Below are 19833 nucleotides of genomic sequence, written 5' to 3'. Positions count from 1 at the left end.
GTATTTCAGGAGTTAACCAATGGAGTTGAAGACGATGAAGACCAGCACTGCCAAATCCTCGTTTAACCACCTGCGCGGGCTTAAATTGGCCGCGCTGGCAATCGGCACCAGCTTCATCCTGGCTGGTTGCGCCGGCAACCCGCCGACCGAGCAATACGCAGTGACCCAGTCAGCGGTCAACAGCGCGGTCAGCGCCGGCGGCACCGAGTTCGCAGCCGTGGAAATGAAGTCGGCCCAGGACAAGCTCAAAGAAGCCGAAATCGCCATGCATGACAAGAACTACGACAAAGCTCGTCAGTTGGCTGAACAAGCCGAGTGGGACGCTCGTGTTGCTGAGCGTAAAGCCCAGGCTGCCAAGGCTGAGCAAGCGGTGAAGGATTCCCAGAAAGCAGTTGACGAGTTGCGTAAGGAAGGCATGCGCCCGGCTGCTATCCAGCAGAAGTAAGCCGCTGCCCCTTGACTGCATCGCACCTGATATCGAATTGAAAGGACGACACGACTATGCGTAAACAATTGATGATCCCTGCTCTGCTGGCGATGAGCGTTGCCTTGGCAGCCTGCTCCACCCCGCCGAACGCGAACCTGGAAAACGCACGGACCAACTTCACGGCCCTGCAAACCAACCCGCAGGCCACCAAGCTGGCCGCGCTGGAAACCAAAGATGCCAGCGAGTGGCTGGACAAGGCAGACAAGGCCTACCGCGACAAGGAAGACGAGAAGAAAGTCGACCAACTGGCCTACCTGACCAACCAGCGCGTAGAAGTGGCCAAAGACACCATTTCCCTGCGTGAATCCGAAGCCAAGCTGAAAAACGCTGGCGACGAACGCGCCCGCGCCCTGCTGGATGCCCGCGACGCACAGATCAAGCAACTGCAAGACAGCTTGAACGCCAAGCAAACCGATCGCGGCACCCTGGTGACCTTCGGTGACGTGCTGTTCGCCACCAACAAGTCCGACCTGAAGTCCAGCGGCCTGGTGAACATCACCAAGCTGGCTCAGTTCCTGCGCGACAACCCGGATCGTAAAGTGATCGTCGAAGGCTACACCGACAGCACCGGTTCCGACTCGTACAACCAGAGCCTGTCCGAACGCCGTGCGGCCTCCGTACAGCGTGCGCTGGCACAGCAAGGCGTGGACATCTCGCGCATCGTGACCCAGGGCTACGGCAAGGAATATCCGGTTGCCGACAACGGCAGCGTATCGGGCCGTGCAATGAACCGTCGCGTTGAAGTCACCATTTCCAACGACAATCAACCGGTCAAGCCACGTTCTTCCGTCGCTAACTGATTGAATGCAGCAGTATGAAAAAACCCACCTTACGGTGGGTTTTTTTTCGGTTCGTCAAACTGGATGGTGCGGTGAGTATCGTCGGCGGGCATTTGGATTTTCGAGCCATAAGTATTCTGCGACAGCTTATCCATCAGTTGCTTGAGTTCATCGTCCTCGGCGCCTTCCCGCTCCAGCGCCTGTTGCCCCCTGGCCATGTCCAGCATGTTGCGTATTGCAGCAATAGTTATCGCCACATTCTTGGCCCCGCTTTGTGTAAATTACATCGCTGTGTGGCATCTGCCGCGATGCGGTTCCAGATAGCCGGGTCAAGAACGACGGCCGGTCGCTTGTGGACATGAAAAACCGCCAATGAAGGCGGTTTTCTGGAAGGCACTAATCAGAAGCCGACCGGGCCTGTACCTTGCGATTGCGGAGACTGGATCTGGCCCTGGCCCTCGTCCTGTCCACCGCTCTGGCCATCCTGTGCGCCTTGACCACCCTGAGCACCGCCAGCCTTCTGCGCGAGCAGTTTCTTGAGTAACTCCTCCAGTGCCGTCAGGGGATCTTCCCCACCCGCACCGCTATTGCCCTGGTTTCCTTGAGAGCCTTTGGATTTGAGTTCCTGAATCTGATTCTTTACGTCTTGAATCTGCTGATCCAGACCTTGCCCAGAGCCTCCCTGGCTATTGCCAGTGTTACCCACACCGCCCATGCCGCCCATATTTGCGCCACCACCCGATACTCCGTTGATTCCCGCCATAAACGCTCACTCCAACCAATGAATAAAAATGGACTGGTCAGCATCGCTGATCAGTCCATGATCTGTGGCAGGTGAGTCAGGATGGTTCCGCTCAGCGGGGCTGGCTGACAGGCGTCAAATCGATAATCTGTGGAAGTAACGGCACTTTCCCACGGCGGGGAAGCCTGCGCTCACTGCTGCAGTTGCGGAGTTTCCTGCCCGATGCAACGCACGGCCTGCTTCTTGTTGTTCACCAGTACGCCGCTCAGGCCTTTCTGCTCGGTATCGAACATCACCAGTACACCCTCTACGCATTGGGCCACTTGAGCGGCCGGGGTCAGTGAGACTTTGTAGTCTTCGCCCGGCACGGTCTTGAGCATAGTGAAATCGCTGAGCAACAGCGCATCCTCTGGCTTGGCGAAGTGCAGGTAACCGTAGTACCACAAGCAACCGACGGTACCGATGATGGTGCCAATGCCAGTAAGTATCAGCGGGATCATGTTGCGCTCTTCACTCATTGCGGGCTCTCTGATGGGGCAGCTTTGGGAACGGGATAATTCGGAATTTCGCCGAGACGTCGCAGACCGTTGAAATGCAGCGGGTCATCCAGGTAACGCAGCATCACGGTTTGCCAGGTCTTGTCAGCGAACGTCTGCACATGCCCACCTCGCGTCAGTTGCAACACCCTGGGTGGGGGCGCCGCCTGGTACAGGCGGATGCCGTTGGACACGGGCACGATCGGATCATCCAGGCTGTGAAACAGTAACTTGGGCACGCCTGTCAGTCGGGGCATGGCGTTGACCGCGCTGTCGGCGTCGGGCACCAGCCAGGAAAGGGGCACCTGGAACGGCCAGGTTAACCAGGAAGTGCTTAGGGCGAATTGTCCTACGTCACGATAACTGGCAGGCACGCCATCCAGCACCAGGGCCTTGAGCTGGAGCTGGCGCTCGGGGTGAGCCGCCAGGTAATGCACCGCCAACGCGCCGCCCAGGCTCTGGCCAAGCACGATCAGTGGCTGGCCACGGGCTTCGGGCGCCTTGTCCAGCCAACTGAAGGCGGCGTCCACGTCCTGATAGATGGCCGGCAACGACGGCTTGCCTTCGGAGAGCCCATAGCCGCGGTAGTCCAGCAACAGCACTTGGTAGCCCTGCTCCGGCAACCACCAACTGCCGCCCAGATGCCAGGCCAGGTTGCCGCCGTTGCCGTGCAGGTGCAGCACCGTGCCTTTGACGGGCACGCCGGGCTTGGCCGGCAGCCACCAGGCATGCAGTTTCACGCCGTCGACGGTGGTGAGGCTGACGTCACGGTACGCCAGATGGGCTTTTTCCGGCGTGAACGGCAGGCCGGGCTCCGGGTAGAACAGCAACGAGCTGCAGCCGTTCAGTGTGAGTAGCAGGCAAAGAATGCCGAGGATTCTCATCCGTTGAAGCCTCGTGATTGAGATGAAATTCAGAGGATATTGGAGTAATCCGCCTCGATGCGATCCAGGCTCAAATGGTTGAGGAAGTTGGAGAAGCACATCCATGCCGCCAGTGCGTTCATATCGCGGAACTGTTCGGGCAGGTACTTGGGTGGCACTACCAGGCCTTCATCGACCAGTTGGCGCAAGGTGCGCATGTCTTCGAGCGTGGTCTTGCCGCAGAACAACAGCGGCACTTGTTCCAGCTTGCCCTTGCGCACCGCCAGCTGGATGTAGTTGTAGACCATGATGAAGCCCTTGAGGTAGGACAGGTCCTTGGTAAACGGCAGGCCGGTCGGCACCGAGCCACGGAACACCCGGCTGGCGTTGCCGTAGCTTTCCGCCATTTCAAAGCCTTGCTCGCGGAAGAACTCGAACACCTGCAGGAAGTCGGCGCCCTCCTCCACCATATGAATGGCGCGGGTACGGTTGGTCAGTTTGCGCAGCCGGCTGGGGTAAGAGGCAAACGTGATGATCTCCATCAGGATCGCCAGGCCTTCCTGGGTCACGGTGGAGGACGGTGGGCCCTTGGACAGGAACGTGCAGATCGGCTGGTTCTGGCCATTGAGGGTTGTGCCCACATGCACCAGGCCTTCGTGTACTTCCAGGGCGCGCACGTCACGGTCGTTGAACATCGCGTCGGCGCGGATCTTGATGTAGTCGGCGCCCGCCGCCGCATCGGCGACGATGCCATCGGATTCGAACACACGGATGGTTTCTTCAGCCTCGCCGAACACCTTGTTCAAGCGCGTTTGCAGCAAGGCGACGGCGTCCTTGGCGGTCAGGGTCTTGGCTTCGTCCTTGAGGTCGCCACGGCCGTCGATATTGTTCAGATAGTCCGAGAGCATCAGGCCCAGGTCGGCCAGGGTCGGGTCGCCAGCGTGGAAGGCGTCGGACGCAGCGCCGTAGAGTTCCTGGGAAATCAGGCCGAAATCCTCGGTGCCACGGGCTTCGAGCATGCGCACGACCATGCGGTACTCACGGCACATCCGACGCATGATCTGCCCCACCGGGCTGAACTGGCCAAGGCGGCGAGTGATGTCGCGCTCGATGTTCTGGAATTCCAGCTTGACCGCGCTGGAGTCGAACGACAACGGTCGGTTCAGGTAGTAATCGCGGTCCACGGCAGGCATGGCCTTGCCCTTGGCCTTGAGAAAGCCCTGGCGAATATTCTCATCCCACTTCACGGCGTCGAGGACGCGGATCGGCGTTTGCGCCAGCACAATGCGGTCGGACAAGCTGCGTATCGTCTGCTGGTAATCGTCCACCCGGTGCTTCCTCTTTAAACGTGGCCTTTATCGAACATCCCTGGTGATCAGACCGAGGCCAACACCAGGTGCATGTAGCGCTTGAGTATCTCCAGCATCTCGTCAGCGGCCAGAGGCTCTGCGCCGCCCAACAGGCCCTGATATTCCATCCGACTGATAATCGCCGTCAACACCTTGGCATCCTGTTGCGGCTCACGGGAGCCCAGTACCTGGAAAAACTGCCCGGTGCCCTGCAACAGGATCTGTTGGTGGGAGCGTACCAGTTCGGCAAGTCGCGGGTTCAACAAGGCTTCCTGGCGAAAGGCCTGCTCGGCCATCAGGTATTCGCGGCGGTTGACCAGTTGGCGCTGCACATAGTCGGCGGTCAGCCGCGCAATGTCATCGGCCAGTTGCGAGCGCGACGCCGGGCTGCCGTCACCGTAGGCGACCATCTCACGCAGCAGGCCTTCGTTGCGCACCCACAGCTTGCCCATGAAGGCCGCACTGCGTTCGACGTATTGGGCGAAGGTGTCGGTGAGCAGGTCGTCAATGTCCTTGAAGTAGTAGGTGGTCGCCGACAACGGTACGCCGGCCTCCGCCGCCACGGCCCGGTGGCGCACGGCCCGCACGCCATCGCGCACGACGATGCGCATGGCTGCATCGAGAATGTCTTGCCGGCGCTGTTCACTGCCCCGGCGGCTGGCCTTGCGGCCTTGGTACTGGACGCTTTCTGCCACGGCAGCGGCAATGCCGGCGGCGCCTTCTTGAGCCATTACGCGGTTCACCACACACATCCTTGACTGGAAAAAAATCTGGCGCTGTTTGCTTGACGCGAGTTCACGCCACATAAAAAAGCCGCCTTATAAAAGGCGGCTTCTGATTTCGCTACGGTTACGCTTGTGGCCGCATATGCGGGAACAGGATCACATCGCGGATCGACGGCGAGTTGGTCAACAGCATCACCAGGCGGTCGATGCCGATACCTTCACCAGCGGTTGGCGGCATGCCGTATTCCAAGGCACGTACGAAGTCGGCGTCGTAGTGCATGGCTTCGTCATCACCTGCATCCTTGTCGGCCACCTGGGCCATGAAGCGCTCGGCCTGATCTTCTGCGTCGTTGAGCTCGGAGTAGGCGTTGGCGATTTCGCGGCCACCGATGAACAGCTCGAAACGGTCGGTGACGTTCGGGTTGTCGTCGTTGCGACGGGCCAGCGGCGATACCTCGAACGGGTACTGGGTAATGAAGTGCGGCTGTTCCAGCTTGTGCTCCACCAACTCTTCGAAAATCATCACCTGCAGTTTGCCCAGGCCTTCGAAGCCCAGCACCTTGGCGCCGGCTTTCTTGGCAATGGCACGCGCCTTGTCGATGTCGTTCAGATCATCGGCGGTCAGCTCAGGGTTGTACTTGAGGATCGAGTCGAACACCGAGAGGCGCACGAATGGCTCGCCGAAGTGGAAGACCTTGTCGCCGTACGGCACGTCGGTGCTGCCCAGTACCAGCTGCGCCAGCTCGCGGAACAGTTCTTCGGTGAGGTCCATGTTATCTTCGTAGTCGGCGTAGGCCTGGTAGAACTCCAACATGGTGAATTCAGGGTTGTGACGGGTCGAGACGCCTTCGTTACGGAAGTTGCGGTTGATCTCGAAGACCTTTTCGAAGCCGCCAACCACCAGCCGCTTGAGGTACAGCTCCGGCGCGATACGCAGGAACATTGGCAGGTCCAGCGCATTGTGGTGGGTTTCGAACGGCTTGGCTGCGGCACCACCGGGGATGGTTTGCAGCATCGGCGTTTCCACCTCGAGGAAGTCACGCTGCATCAGGAAGCTGCGGATGTGAGCGATGACCTGCGAGCGCACGCGGAAGGTCTGGCGCACGTCTTCGTTGACGATCAGGTCAACGTAGCGCTGGCGGTAGCGCTGCTCGGTGTCGGTCAGGCCGTGGTGCTTGTCCGGCAGCGGGCGCAGCGACTTGGTCAGCAGGCGCACGTTGGTCATCTCGACGTACAGGTCGCCCTTGCCGGAACGGGCCAGGGTGCCTTCGGCTGCGATGATGTCGCCCATGTCCCAGGTTTTCACCGAGGCCAGAGTTTCTTCGGACAGGGTCTTGCGGTTGACGTAGACCTGGATACGCCCGGTCATGTCCTGGATCACCATGAACGAGCCACGGTTGAGCATGATGCGACCCGCCACCTTGACCGGGATCGCCAGTTCCGCCAGCTCTTCCTTGGTCTTGTCCGCGTACTGTTTCTGCAGGGCATCGCAGTAATTGTCGCGGCGGAAGTCGTTGGGGAAGGCGTTACCCTTGGCGCGCTCGGCAGCAAGCTTTTCCTTGCGCAGGGCGATCAGGGAGTTTTCTTCCTGTTGCAGGGCTTGCGGGTCGAGTTGTTGGTCGCTCATGTCTTTTGAAATTCCATCACAGGTACGTTTTCCCCAGCCTTCGGCTGGGGATCGCGAGGCAAGGACTAGGCGTCCCCCCCGCTCCTACAGGGTTCTTTAGAGGCCGGATTTGAGGCTGGCTTCCAGGTATTCGTCGATATCGCCGTCGAGCACCTTGTCGCAGTCGCTGCGTTCGATGTTAGTGCGCAAATCCTTGATCCGCGACGCATCGAGCACATAAGAACGGATCTGGTGACCCCAGCCGATGTCCGACTTGGTGTCTTCCAGCGCCTGGGAAGCCGCGTTGCGCTTCTGCATTTCCTGCTCGTACAACTTGGCCCGCAGCATTTTCATGGCGGTGTCCTTGTTCGCGTGCTGGGAACGCTCGTTCTGGCAGCTGACCACGGTGTTGGTCGGTACGTGGGTGATACGCACGGCCGAGTCGGTGGTGTTTACGTGCTGGCCACCGGCACCCGAGGAGCGGTAGGTGTCGATGCGCAGGTCGGCCGGGTTGATCTCGATTTCCACCTTGTCATCGATCTCTGGCGAGACGAAAACAGCGCTGAACGAGGTATGGCGGCGGTTGCCGGAGTCGAACGGGCTCTTGCGCACCAGGCGGTGTACGCCGATTTCGGTACGCAACCAGCCAAAGGCGTATTCGCCCTTGATATGCACGGTCGCGCCCTTGATGCCAGCCACTTCACCGGCCGACAGTTCCATGATGGTCGCGTCGAAACCGCGCTTGTCGGCCCAGCGCAGGTACATGCGCAGCAGGATGTTGGCCCAGTCCTGGGCCTCGGTACCACCGGAGCCGGCCTGGATGTCCAGGTAGGCGTTGTTCGGGTCCATTTCGTGGCTGAACATGCGGCGGAATTCAAGCTTGGCGAGGTTTTCCTCGAGACGGGCCAGCTCGGCGACGACATCGCCCACTGCACCTTCGTCGTTTTCTTCAACGGCCATGTCCAACAGGTCGCGGCAGTCGGCCAGGCCGGTGTTCAGTTCGTCGAGCGTGTCGACGATCTGCGCCAGCGCAGCGCGCTCGCGGCCCAGTTCCTGGGCATATTCAGGTTTGTTCCAGACGCTCGGATCTTCAAGCTCGCGATTGACTTCGGTCAGGCGCTCATGCTTTTGATCGTAGTCAAAGATACCCCCGAATAGTTTCGGAGCGCTCGGACAGGTCCTTGATGGTGTTAAGGATCGGGTTGATTTCCATGGCGGGCAGCACTCGTTGGCGAACTTTTGAAAGCCGGCGAGTATACCGGCAAACGCCTGGAAACGGCAGTCCGCCTGGTCGAAAAGGCAGGGATTTGTACACAATCCCAAGCCCCATGAAGATCTAAATGTGGGAGGGGGCTTGCCCCCGATGACGGTGGATCAGTTAGATAATCTTTGAGTGACCCACCGCTATCGGGGGCAAGCCCCCTCCCACATTTGGCTTTGAGCCGGCCTTGAGTTATTCGATGCCGACCTGGTTGCGCCCATTGTGCTTGGCGGTATACAGGCCTTTGTCCGCCGCCATGATCAACTGGCGGCAATCGGTGCCTTGCACCGGCGTCAGGGTCGACAAGCCGATGCTGATAGTCAGGCTCGAACCTTCAGCCGGCGCGATATGCGGAATGTTCAGCGCGGCCACGGCCATGCGCAGTTTCTCCGCGACCAGCCGCGCACCGCCAGGCGACGTATTGGGCAGCACCAACGCGAACTCTTCACCGCCGTAGCGCGCCGGCAGGTCCGAGGGACGGCTGCTGGCTTCGCGGATGGTGGCGGCGACCTTGCGCAGGGCTTCGTCGCCTTCGACGTGACCGAAGCTGTCGTTGAATGTCTTGAAGAAATCCACGTCGATCATCAGCAAGGAGAGCTGGGTCTGGTCGCGCATGGCACGGCGCCATTCCAGTTCCAGGTACTCGTCGAAGTGACGGCGATTGGACAGCCCGGTCAAGCCATCGGAGTTCATCAGCCGTTGCAGCACCAGGTTGGTGTCCAGCAATTGTTGCTGGCTAACCCGCAGCGCACGGTAGGCCGCGTCACGCTGGAGCAGGGTCATGTAGGAGCGCGAGTGATAGCGAATGCGCGCCACCAGTTCGATGTTGTCCGGCAGCTTGACCAGGTAATCGTTGGCCCCGGCCGCAAAGGCTGCGCTCTTGATCAGCGGATCCTCTTTGGTGGAGAGCACGATGATCGGGATATTCGCCGTTGCCGGATGATTGCGGTATTCGCGCACCAGGGTCAGGCCGTCGAGGCCGGGCATTACCAGGTCTTGCAGGATCACCGTCGGCTTGATGCGAATCGCCTGGGCGATCGCCTGGTGCGGGTCGGCGCAAAAGTGGAAGTCGATGTTTTCTTCATGGGCCAGGCCGCGCCGCACGGCCTCGCCAATCATGGCCTGGTCGTCGACCAGCAGCACCATGGCGGCGTTTTCGTCGGTCTTGAAGTCGTCGAGCTGTAAATCATTCATGTGCAGTCACCTGAATTACTACCTGCAAGCCAGCACTGCGGGAGATGTTCGATCATTTTGCAAAGACCTCCAGCAGTCGGGGCGCAATTCTATCCAGTGGGCGAATTTCAACAGCGGCGTCAATCGCCGCCGCCGCTTTGGGCATGCCGTACACCGCCGAACTGTGCTGGTCCTGGGCGATGGTCAAATATCCTTGTTCGCGCATCAACTTGAGGCCTTGGGCCCCGTCGCGCCCCATGCCGGTCAGCAATACGCCGACGGCGTCACCGTTCCAATGGCTGGCGACACTTTCAAAAAACACATCGATCGAAGGCCGGTAGATTTCGTTCACCGGCTCTGCGGTATAGGCTAGCGTGCCATTTTTCAACAAGCGAATATGGTGGTTGGTGCCGGCCAGCAAGACCACGCCGCTTTGCGGTGGCTCGCCTTCACGGGCCAGGCGCACCGGCAAGCCGGACGCACTGCTCAACCACTCGGCCATACCGGCGGCGAACACCTGGTCCACATGCTGGACCAGCACGATGGCGGCGGGAAAGTCACGGGGCAACCCCTTGAGCAGCACTTCCAGGGCCGCCGGGCCACCCGCCGAAGAGCCAATGGCCACCAGGCTTTGCCGCTTGCCGGTGCTGCGCTGCGGCGCGGTCTCGGCGCGCACGCGGCTGCCTCGCTGGCCGATCAGCCAGCCGATATTGAGGATCTTGCGCAACAACGGCGCCGCCGCATCCCTGGGATTACCCACGCCCAGCGCCGGCGTGTCCACCACATCCAACGCGCCGTGCCCCATGGCTTCAAAGACGCGGCTGACATTGGCCTGGCGGTCCACGGTGACGATCACGATCGGGCACGGCGTGTCGGCCATGATCTGGCGGGTCGCTTCCACACCATCCATCACCGGCATGATCAAGTCCATCAGGATCAGATCCGGCGTCACCTCCGCGCAACGCTGCACCGCTTCAAGTCCATTGCTGGCGACCCACACCACTTCATGGGCCGGCTCGAAACTCAAGGCGCGGCGTAATGCCTCGACGGCCAGGGGCATGTCATTGACGATCGCGATCCTCATGTCCGGGCGCCTCCAATCAATTCAACCACGGCGTCGAGCAAGGCGTCGTCATGGAAACTGGCTTTGGCTAGATAATAGTCGGCGCCGGCGTCGAGGCCACGGCGTCGGTCTTCTTCACGATCCTTGTAGGAAACCACCATCACCGGCAACGATTGCAGGCGACTGTCACGGCGCAAGAGTGTGACCAATTCAATACCGTCCATGCGTGGCATATCAATGTCAGTGATAAGCAGGTCGAAATCCTCGGAACGCAATGCGTTCCACCCATCCATGCCGTCGACCGCGACCGCCACTTCATAACCGCGATTGAGCAATAACTTGCGTTGCAGCTCACGCACGGTCAGCGAGTCGTCCACCACCAGCACCCGCTTGCGCGGTGCTTCGGTGGCCTGCTGGCTGCGCCTGGCGATTCGTTCCAGGCGGCCGGTGTTAAGCAGTTTGTCCACCGAGCGCAGCATGTCTTCCACGTCGACGATCAATACCACGGAGCCATCATCGAGCAGGGCCCCGGCGGAAATGTCCTGGACCTTGCCCAGGCGATCATCCAGCGGCAACACCACCAGCGTGCGCTCGCCGACAAAGCGCTCCACGGCAATCCCATACACGGCATCGCGTTCGCGGATCACCACCACTTTCAAGGTATCCGAAGGGGTTTGCCCCGGCGGGCGCTGCAACAGCTGGCTGGCCGCGACCAGGCCGACATGCCGGCCCTCGTGCCAGAAGTGCTGGCGACCTTCCAGTTGCACAATGTCCTCGGGGGCCAGGTCGCACATGCGCTCGATGTGCGCCAGCGGGAAGGCATAGGCCTCTTCGCCGACTTCCACCACCAGGCTGCGCACCACCGACAAGGTCAACGGCACCTCCAGATGAAAGCGACTGCCCTGCCCCGCCGTTTGCTCCAGTACCACTGCGCCGCGAAGTTGCCGCACCATATGCTGCACCGCATCCAGGCCCACGCCACGGCCGGAGACCTCGGTCACCTTGTCGCGCAAGCTGAAACCCGGCAGGAACAGGAACGTCAGCAGTTCCTCCTCGCTCAGGCGCAGCGCGGTTTCCACCGGGGACAGGTGCCGGTCGACGATGGTGCCGCGCAGGCGCTCAAGATCCACACCGTTACCGTCATCGCTCAACTCCAGCACCAGCAGCCCGGCCTGGTGCGACGCGCGCAGGCGAATCAAGCCTTCCGCCGGCTTGCCCGCCAGCAGCCGCTGCTCGGGCATTTCGATGCCATGGTCGACGGCATTGCGTAATAAATGCGTCAGTGGCGCCTCGAGCTTTTCCAGCACGTCGCGGTCGACCTGGGTCTTTTCCCCCTCGATCTCCAGACGCACTTGCTTGCCCAGGCTGCGACCGAGGTCGCGCACCATGCGCACCTGCCCGGCCAGCACATCGGCAAACGGGCGCATGCGGCAGGCCAGCGCGGTGTCGTAAAGCACCTGGGCGCGTTGGCCGGCCTGCCAGCCGTATTCGTCCAGCTCGGCATTTTTCTCCGCCAGCAGCGCCTGGGCTTCGCTCAACAGGCGGCGGGTATCGGCCAGGGCTTCCTGGGCCTCAAGGTTCAAGTCGACGACCTTGAGGTGCCCCTCCAGCACATCCAAGGCGCGCAGGCTGTTGCTTTGGATGCGTTTGAGGCGCTGCATGCTGGCCAGATAAGGCTTGAGTCGCTGGGTTTCCACCAGCGACTTGCTGGACAAGTCCAGCAGGCTGTTCAAGCGCTCGGCCGTGACCCGCAGCACGCGCTCGCCGCCTTCGGTCATACGCTTTCCCTGACGCGGCGGCTCGCTCATCACGGCAGGCGCTGGCTCAGGCTCAGGCGGCAGTGCTTCGACCACCGGTGCAGGCGCTGGCTCAGCTTTCAGCGCGACCATGGCGGTGGGCTGCGACGGGTCGAGCAGGCGCTCCATCAGCGCCACATAGGCTTGGATATCCGCCGCCCCAACGTTATTGCCCGGCGTGGCGATACGCATCAGCAAGTCAGTGCCCTGCAGCAGCGCGTCGATATGTTCGGGTTGCAGGCACAACCGGCCTTCCTGGGCGCTGACCAGGCAATCCTCCATCACATGGGCCACGCTGACGCCCGCATCCACGCCAACGATCCGCGCCGCGCCCTTGAGCGAGTGCGCGGCGCGCATGCAGGCTTCGAGCTGATCAGCCTGGGTCGGGTTGCGTTCCAGGGCCAGCAGGCCTGCGCTGAGCACCTGGGTTTGCGCATCGGCTTCCAGGCTGAACAGCTCCAACAGCGAGGCATCGCGCATCTGGTCGGGGGTCATGCGAGGCTCCGGGTCACGGCGGACAGCAACTGAGCCTCGTCCAGCCAGCGCAGGCTGCGGCCTTTCCACTGCAAAACACCCTGGGTGAAGCGTGCGCTGGCCTGGGTGCCGGAGGCCGATGCGGCGTTCAAGATGCGCTCATCGATGGCATGGATGCCATCCACTTCGTCCACCGGGACCACCACTGGGCCGTCCTGCGCGGCGATGATCAGCATGCGCGGCATGATGCGCCCGCCCGTAGCGCCGGTACCGGTGCTGTCCAGGCCGAGCAATTCCACCAGCGACAGGCAGGCCACCAATGCTCCGCGTACGTTGGCCACGCCCAGCAATGCCCGGGAGCGTTGGTGCGGCAGAGAGTGGATCGGTTGCAAGGGTGCCACTTCCACCAGGCAACGGGTGGCGATGCCAAGCCACTCTTCGCCGAGGCGGAACATCAGCAACGAGCGGGTGATTACTTGGTTATCGAGTGTTTCAGTCGCCTGCGCACGCTGGTCGTCCTGCTGCAGCGCATAGCGGTCGAGCAGGCGCGTGGCGGCGGCGGAATAGACCGAGCAATTGCGGCAATGGATGTGGTCTGCCAGCAGCGGGCAGGATTTGTCGCCGTGAATGCCGATGCGGTTCCAGCAATCATCGATGGCGTTGGTTTCAGCCAGGGTCAGGTCCAGGCCTGCGGTGTCGAGCGCGTCAGGGCTACTCATCGTTTGGACTCACTGTCAGCTCGCTCGCTACGCGCGGCGCGCGCCTGCAAACGGCGCGCTCCTGCACTGTCGCCCTGGGAGTCGAGCAACGCGGCCAGGTGCATCAAGGCCTGCGGGTGCTGCGGTTCCAGGTACAAGGCTTTGCGGTAATAACTCTGGGCTTGCTGGGCGCTGCCGGCTACATCGCTGAGCAAGCCCAGCCAGTAGAACACCTGCGCGGCCGGCGGATGGCTGCTCAGGTAGCGCTCGCAGGCAGCACGGGCCTCGGCACTCTTGCCTTCATTGGCCAAGGTGGCGATCTGGTCGAGCAACTCGCTGGCCTGCGTAGGCGGCGCCTTGACCGGCGCCGGTTGGGCGCTGAGCGTACTGAACGGGCGCGGCTTGAGCGCTACCGGCGCCGAGCTGCGCTGCCGCGTGGGTGCCGGCGTTGGTACAAACACTGGGACGGGGGCGGCCGGCTCCACATGTCGACTGAACGCAAAGGACTGCGGCACGCCAATCGAACGCATGCCATGGCGCCCGAGCAGGCCGCCTTCGGCCGGGCCGATAAACAGCACGCCGTCGACGTGGGTCAATTCCTTGAGCACATCGAAGACTTGCTTCTGGGTAGGCTGGTCGAAGTAGATCAGCAGGTTGCGACAGAACACAAAGTCGTAGGTGGGCTCATTGGCCAGCAGCGTCGGGTCGAGGAGGTTGCCGACTTGCAGGCGCACTTGTTCGCGAACCCGGTCATTGATGCGGTAAGCACCGCCGTCCTCAGTGAAATGACGGTCGCGAAACTCGATATCGGCGCCGCGAAACGAGTTCTTGCCGTACACACCGCGGCGGGCACGCTCCACGGACAGCGGGCTGACGTCCAGCCCTTGTACTTTGAACTGGTGCGGCGCCAAGCCCGCGTCAAGCAGAGCCATGGCGATCGAATAGGGTTCTTCGCCGGTGGAACACGGCAGGCTGAGGATGCGCAAGGCACGCATCTGCTTGATCTCGGCCAATCGTGCGTGCGCCAGGCGGGCCAAGGTGGCGAAGGACTCGGGATAGCGGAAAAACCAGGTTTCAGGGACGATCACCGCTTCGATCAGCGCCTGCTGCTCGTCATGGGAGCTGTGCAGGAGCTGCCAGTACGCCTCCGCCGTCTGTGCCTGGGACACCTGGCAACGCTGGCGCACCGCACGTTCGATGATCGCCTCGCCCACCGAGGCGACATCCAGGCCGATGCGTTCCTTCAGGAAGGCCGAGAAGCGCGGGTCATTGCTCATAGGCTCAACTCACTGGAAAACAGCAAGGCGCGTACGTCATCGGTCAACAGTTCGGCGACGCCAATCCATTGCATCAAGCCCAGCGCATCTTCGCGCACCGGCCCCAGGTAAGGCGCCTGGCGGTTATCCAGGCCATAGGGCTGGAATTCGGCCGGGTCGCAACGCAGGGTGTCGGTGGCCTGCTCCAGGATCAGCCCCAACCAACGCGGATCGCTCCAAGGCTGCGGCTGATAATTGACCAGCACCAGTCGTGTACTGGTACGAGCCTGGGACGGGGTGCCGAAGGTCAGGGCGCTCAGGTCGATGACCGGCACCAGCGCGCCCCGGTGGGCAAAGATGCCCGCCACCCACACAGGGGCATGGGCGATGGGTTTGAGCAGCAGGCGCGGCAGCACTTCGACCACTTCGGTCGCCTTGAGGGCAAAGCGCTCATTGCCGATGTGGAACACCAGGAACAACGCCTTTTTCGCTGCCGGGACGGCGCCGCGTTTAGCCGCGAGGTCGCTCATCACACTTTGAAACGCGACACGCCGCTGCGCAGACCGACCGCAACCTGGCTCAGTTCATCGATGGCAAAGCTGGCCTGGCGCAGGGACTCGACGGTCTGGCTGCTGGCATCCCCCAGTTGCACGAGTGCGTGGTTGATCTGCTCGGCGCCGGTGGCCTGAGCCTGCATCCCTTCGTTGACCATCAACACCCGCGGCGCGAGGGCCTGGACCTGATGGATGATTTGCGACAGTTGCTCCCCCACTTGCTGCACTTCGAACATGCCTCGGCGCACTTCCTCGGAAAACTTGTCCATGCCCATCACGCCTGCCGACACCGCCGACTGGATCTCGCGCACCATCTGCTCGATGTCGTACGTCGCCACGGCGGTCTGGTCGGCCAGGCGGCGTACTTCGGTGGCGACCACGGCAAAGCCGCGCCCGTATTCACCGGCTTTCTCGGCTTCGATGGCAGCGTTGAGGGACAACAGGTTGGTCTGGTCAGCCACCTTGACGATGGTCACCACCACCTGGTTGATGTTGCCGGCCTTTTCATTGAGGATCGCAAGCTTAGCGTTGACCAGGTCGGCAGCGCCCATCACCGAGTGCATGGTTTCTTCCATGCGTGCCAGGCCCTGCTGGCCGGAACCGGCGGCGACCGAGGCTTGGTCGGCGGCGGTAGACACTTCGGTCATGGTGCGAACCAGGTCCTTGGATGTCGCGGCGATTTCCCGGGACGTGGCGCCGATTTCAGTGGTGGTGGCCGCGGTTTCAGTGGCGGTGGCCTGTTGCTGCTTGGAGGTGGCGGCAATCTCGGTCACCGACGTAGTGACCTGCACCGACGAGCGCTGCGCCTGGGAAACCAGGGCGGTCAGCTCGGCCATCATGTCGTTGAAGCCGGTTTCCACGACATTGAATTCGTCCTTGCGCTCAAGGTTCAGGCGCTTGCTCAGGTCGCCGGTACGCATGGTTTCGAGGATATCGACGATGCGTTTCATCGGCGCCATGATTGCGCGCATCAACAGCAGGCCACACAGCGCGGCGGCAAGAATCGCCAGCAGCAGCGAGACGCCCATGCTGATCTTCGCAGCCTCGACCGCACTGTCGATGGCAGCGGTGGCGTCGTCGGCGACCTGTTTGTTCTCGTAAATGATGTCATTGAGTTTCATGCGGCCTGCGACCCAGGCGGGCGTCAGTTGCTCGTTGAATAGCCGCAGCGCCTCGGCGGCATTGTTGCCCTGATGCGCCTCCAACACCTGTGCGAGAGCCTGATTGTAGCGTTGATGCAATTTTTCAAAGGCATCGAATTCGGTGCGGTCCTGGCCCAAATTGATCGTCTTCACGTAGCTGGCCATGTGCTGCTCAAGGCGCTCCTCGAAAGACTTGTAGTCCTGTTTGTCGACGTCGGAGAGGCCCTGGTTCTTGTGGATCCCGACCAACTCCTGGGTTTGCAGGTAGCTGTCGACCCAGGCGCTACGAATCATCGAGCTGAAAAACACGCCAGGCACGGCGTCGTCCCGCACGGAACTCTCGCTGGTTTCGATTTTCAACAGCCGCGAATACGAGAGCACGACCATCAGCAGCATGATCGCGATAATTACCGCAAAGCTCGCCAAAATCCGTTGGCGCAGGGTCCAGTTCTTCACAGTAATTCCTCGAAGGGCCATTCAAATGGAGGGGAGTATAGCTGAGCGATGGTGTCTATTAATCAATGGTTTTCGGGTGGTGAAGAACATTGTGGCCGGTAGCGCCGCCATTGCAGCAGACGCCCCAGACCTGCGTGCCAAAACGGGTTATGTGTTCAGACGCACCTGCTTTTCCAATTCAAGCTTCAAACCCGGCTCAAGTTTGAGTTGGCGCGCCAGTTCGTCCAGGTAGGCTTTCTCCATGAAGTTTTCCTCGTCCACCAGCATCACGCTGGCGATGTACATTTCGGCGGCCATTTCCGGGGTGCTGGCGGCGCGGGCGACGTCGGCGGGATCGAGGGGTTTGTTCAATTCGGCGTGCAGCCAGGTTTGCAGTTCGCGGTCGTTGTCGAGCTTGGTGAACTCGCCTTCGATCAGCGCGCGCTCACGGTCATCCACATGCCCGTCGGCCTTGGCCGCAGCCACCAGCGCCTTGAGAATGCCCTGGCTGTGTTGCTCGACCTGAGCCGGCGGCAGGCGGTCAATGGTTTGTGGTTCGCCCTGGGGCGCGCTGGCCTGCTGCGCCTGCCAATTGCCGTAGGCTTTGTAGGCGATCACCCCCAAGGCGGCCAAGCCTCCGTAGGTCAGGGCCTTGCCGCCGAATTTGCGCGCCTTTTTGTTGCCCAGCAGCAAGCCCATGGCGCCGGCCGCCAGTGCACCGCCGCCTGCGCCACCGAGCAAACTACCGAGCCCGCCCTTGCCAAGCAAGCCGCCGAGGGCACCGTTGTCGGTTGATGGGCGCTGGCCGCCAGCTTTGTTCTGCAACATGTCCTGACCAGACTTGAGCAACTGATCGAGCAATCCACGGGTGTTCATTCGTAGCCTCCAGACACTTGGGTTCGTAGGACCAATAGGCCCCCAGCGTAAAACTAAGTGCCAAAAAGGCGCTGCCTAGAGTGCTTCCAGATGTAACGCCTTGCCCTGATCTCGGAAATGTCTTGTTGCATAGGGGCGCCATCACCCCGCCATCAATGATTTTTCCTTCATCATCGAACCGCTTAAGCTATCAGGCGTCTGTTAATTGTCCGTTGCGTTTGGCCGAAGGCATGTCCGAACCGTTATTTCTGATCCGTTACGTGCCAGGAACGGCGCGGGATTTGCTCACGACAGGTTGTCTCTATGCATCGCAGGAATTTGCTCAAAGCGTCCATGGCCATTGCGGCTTACACCGGTTTGTCGGCCAGTGGCCTGCTGGCCGCACAGGCCTGGGCCGGGAACCGTGCCGCCGATGGCAAGGCCGTGGCATTCGATTTCGAAGCGCTCAAGGCCCAGGCCAAACAGCTCGCTGGCACCGCGTATAAAGACACTAAACAGGTGCTGCCGCCGACCTTGGCGACCATGACCCCACAGAACTTCAACGCCATCGGCTATGACGGTAACCATTCGTTGTGGAAGGAATTGAAGGGGCAGTTGGACGTGCAGTTTTTCCACGTCGGCATGGGCTTCAAGACGCCGGTGCGCATGCACAGCGTCGATCCGAAGACTCGCGAGGCACGCGAAGTACATTTTCGCCCTTCGCTGTTCAATTATGAAAAAACCACGGTCGACACTAAACAACTGACCGGCGATCTTGGTTTCTCCGGATTCAAACTGTTCAAGGCGCCGGAACTGGACCGTCATGACGTGCTGTCGTTTCTGGGTGCCAGTTACTTCCGTGCCGTGGATTCCACCGGCCAGTACGGCCTGTCGGCGCGCGGTCTGGCGATTGATACCTACGCGAAACAACGCGAGGAATTTCCTGACTTCACGCAGTTCTGGTTCGAAACCCCGGACAAGGACGCCACCCGCTTCGTGGTCTACGCCCTGCTCGATTCGCCCAGTGCGACCGGCGCCTACCGCTTCGATATCGATTGCCAGGCCAATCAAGTGGTGATGGCCATCGACGCGCATATCAACGCGCGCACCGCCATCGAGCAACTGGGCATTGCACCAATGACCAGCATGTTCAGTTGCGGCACGCACGAACGCCGCATGTGCGACACCATCCACCCGCAAATCCACGACTCGGACCGCTTGGCCATGTGGCGCGGCAACGGCGAGTGGATCTGCCGTCCGCTGAACAATCCGGCCAAGCTGCAATTCAACGCCTTCGCCGACACCAACCCCAAGGGCTTTGGTCTGGTGCAGACCGACCATGAATTCGCCAGCTACCAGGACACCGTGGACTGGTACAGCAAGCGTCCAAGCCTGTGGGTAGAACCCACCACCGCCTGGGGTGAAGGCTCGATCGACCTGCTGGAAATCCCGACCACCGGCGAAACCCTGGATAACATCGTGGCCTTCTGGACCCCGAAAAAACCCGTGGCGGCCGGTGATTCGCTCAATTACGGCTACAAGCTCTACTGGAGCGCCCTGCCGCCAGTCAGCACACCGCTGGCCCAGGTCGACGCGACCCGCTCAGGCATGGGCGGCTTTACCGAAGGCTGGGCGCCAGGCGAGCATTACCCAGAGGTATGGGCACGCCGCTTTGCCGTGGACTTCAAGGGCGGCGGCCTGGACCGCTTACCCGCCGGCACGGGCATCGAGCCGGTGGTCACCTGCTCCCACGGCGAGGTGAAAGATTTCAGCGTGCTGGTGCTCGATAACATCAAGGGCTATCGCATTCTGTTCGACTGGTACCCCACCAGCGACAGCGTAGAGCCGGTGGAACTGCGCCTGTTTATCCGCACCCAGGACCGCACCTTGAGTGAAACCTGGTTGTATCAATACTTCCCGCCCGCGCCGGACAAGCGCAAGTACACCTGACATCCTGCCAGTCAGTTAAGAAGCAGCAGAAGCAAGCAATCATCTGTGGCGAGGGAGCAAGCTCGCGCTGGACTGCGCAGCAGGCCCAT

At 61.3% G+C, this 19833-nt stretch carries 19 protein-coding genes; 3 read left to right on the top strand and 16 right to left on the bottom strand.

The window, feature by feature from the left end; genetic code table 11:
• Positions 1-19: 19 nt before the first annotated feature.
• The gene (locus C4J94_RS06505) at positions 20-445 is read left to right on the top strand and encodes a DUF4398 domain-containing protein (RefSeq protein ID WP_124385418.1); all 426 of its coding nucleotides are present in this window, start codon (positions 20-22) and stop codon (positions 443-445) included.
• Between the two features lie 56 nt (positions 446-501).
• Positions 502-1287 carry an OmpA family protein gene (locus tag C4J94_RS06500; protein ID WP_104501912.1) on the top strand — a complete coding sequence of 262 codons (786 nt, stop codon included), beginning with the start codon at positions 502-504 and terminating at the stop codon, positions 1285-1287.
• 29 nt (positions 1288-1316) lie between these two features.
• Here the strand turns inward: C4J94_RS06500 and C4J94_RS27560 are convergent, their stop codons facing one another.
• The 16 genes from C4J94_RS27560 to C4J94_RS06425 form a co-directional block, all read right to left on the bottom strand.
• Positions 1317-1493: a hypothetical protein gene (locus tag C4J94_RS27560; RefSeq protein ID WP_164485558.1), complete on the bottom strand. Its 177-nt coding sequence runs from the start codon at positions 1491-1493 to the stop codon at positions 1317-1319.
• A gap of 173 nt (positions 1494-1666) precedes the next feature.
• Positions 1667-2029 (bottom strand): hypothetical protein, encoded by a 363-nt coding sequence (locus C4J94_RS06495; RefSeq protein ID WP_177413442.1) that lies wholly within the window; start codon positions 2027-2029, stop codon positions 1667-1669.
• A gap of 170 nt (positions 2030-2199) precedes the next feature.
• Positions 2200-2526, bottom strand: a complete 327-nt coding sequence (locus C4J94_RS06490) for a hypothetical protein (RefSeq protein WP_124385417.1) — start codon at positions 2524-2526, stop codon at positions 2200-2202.
• Entirely contained in the window at positions 2523-3428 is a 906-nt protein-coding gene (locus tag C4J94_RS06485) for an alpha/beta hydrolase (RefSeq protein WP_124385416.1), read from the bottom strand. Before C4J94_RS06485 ends, C4J94_RS06490 begins: the two co-directional genes overlap by 4 nt.
• A gap of 29 nt (positions 3429-3457) precedes the next feature.
• Positions 3458-4735, bottom strand: a complete 1278-nt coding sequence (locus C4J94_RS06480) for a flavohemoglobin expression-modulating QEGLA motif protein (RefSeq protein ID WP_057723241.1) — start codon at positions 4733-4735, stop codon at positions 3458-3460.
• A gap of 47 nt (positions 4736-4782) precedes the next feature.
• A complete protein-coding gene (locus tag C4J94_RS06475) occupies positions 4783-5499 on the bottom strand; it encodes a TetR/AcrR family transcriptional regulator (protein WP_124385415.1) in 717 nt (238 codons plus the stop codon).
• 106 nt (positions 5500-5605) lie between these two features.
• Positions 5606-7108: a lysine--tRNA ligase gene (gene lysS / locus C4J94_RS06470; RefSeq protein WP_124385414.1), complete on the bottom strand. Its 1503-nt coding sequence runs from the start codon at positions 7106-7108 to the stop codon at positions 5606-5608.
• Positions 7109-7204: 96 nt separating this feature from the next.
• A protein-coding gene (gene prfB, locus C4J94_RS06465; RefSeq protein WP_098465888.1) for a peptide chain release factor 2 occupies positions 7205-8300 on the bottom strand; the annotation gives its coding sequence in 2 pieces (ribosomal slippage) (positions 7205-8227 and positions 8229-8300; 1095 coding nt in all).
• 240 nt (positions 8301-8540) lie between these two features.
• Positions 8541-9542: a PleD family two-component system response regulator gene (locus C4J94_RS06460; protein WP_124385413.1), complete on the bottom strand. Its 1002-nt coding sequence runs from the start codon at positions 9540-9542 to the stop codon at positions 8541-8543.
• 52 nt (positions 9543-9594) lie between these two features.
• Entirely contained in the window at positions 9595-10605 is a 1011-nt protein-coding gene (locus tag C4J94_RS06455; protein ID WP_124385412.1) for a chemotaxis response regulator protein-glutamate methylesterase, read from the bottom strand.
• Entirely contained in the window at positions 10602-12875 is a 2274-nt protein-coding gene (locus C4J94_RS06450; protein WP_124385411.1) for a hybrid sensor histidine kinase/response regulator, read from the bottom strand. Before C4J94_RS06450 ends, C4J94_RS06455 begins: the two co-directional genes overlap by 4 nt.
• On the bottom strand, positions 12872-13573 hold the full coding sequence (locus C4J94_RS06445) for a chemotaxis protein CheW (protein ID WP_124385410.1): 702 nt from the start codon (positions 13571-13573) through the stop codon (positions 12872-12874). Before C4J94_RS06445 ends, C4J94_RS06450 begins: the two co-directional genes overlap by 4 nt.
• A complete protein-coding gene (locus C4J94_RS06440) occupies positions 13570-14829 on the bottom strand; it encodes a protein-glutamate O-methyltransferase CheR (protein WP_124385409.1) in 1260 nt (419 codons plus the stop codon). The genes C4J94_RS06445 and C4J94_RS06440 overlap by 4 nt, the downstream gene beginning before the upstream one ends.
• Positions 14826-15338 carry a chemotaxis protein CheW gene (locus tag C4J94_RS06435; RefSeq protein WP_124385408.1) on the bottom strand — a complete coding sequence of 171 codons (513 nt, stop codon included), beginning with the start codon at positions 15336-15338 and terminating at the stop codon, positions 14826-14828. The genes C4J94_RS06440 and C4J94_RS06435 overlap by 4 nt, the downstream gene beginning before the upstream one ends.
• Complete coding sequence (locus C4J94_RS06430; RefSeq protein ID WP_124385407.1) at positions 15338-16960, bottom strand: methyl-accepting chemotaxis protein; 1623 nt, start codon at positions 16958-16960, stop codon at positions 15338-15340. Before C4J94_RS06430 ends, C4J94_RS06435 begins: the two co-directional genes overlap by 1 nt.
• 147 nt (positions 16961-17107) lie before the next feature.
• Complete coding sequence (locus C4J94_RS06425) at positions 17108-17815, bottom strand: tellurite resistance TerB family protein (RefSeq protein ID WP_124385406.1); 708 nt, start codon at positions 17813-17815, stop codon at positions 17108-17110.
• A 303-nt stretch (positions 17816-18118) separates the two neighbouring features.
• Between C4J94_RS06425 and C4J94_RS06420 the strand changes: the two genes are divergently transcribed.
• On the top strand, positions 18119-19744 hold the full coding sequence (locus C4J94_RS06420; protein WP_124385405.1) for a glucan biosynthesis protein D: 1626 nt from the start codon (positions 18119-18121) through the stop codon (positions 19742-19744).
• The last annotated feature ends 89 nt before the right edge of the window (positions 19745-19833 follow it).

Source organism: Pseudomonas sp. R5-89-07 (assembly GCF_003851685.1).
In the GTDB taxonomy this organism is placed as follows: Bacteria; Pseudomonadota; Gammaproteobacteria; order Pseudomonadales; family Pseudomonadaceae; genus Aquipseudomonas.
This window is presented reverse-complemented; position numbering and strand designations above follow the sequence as displayed.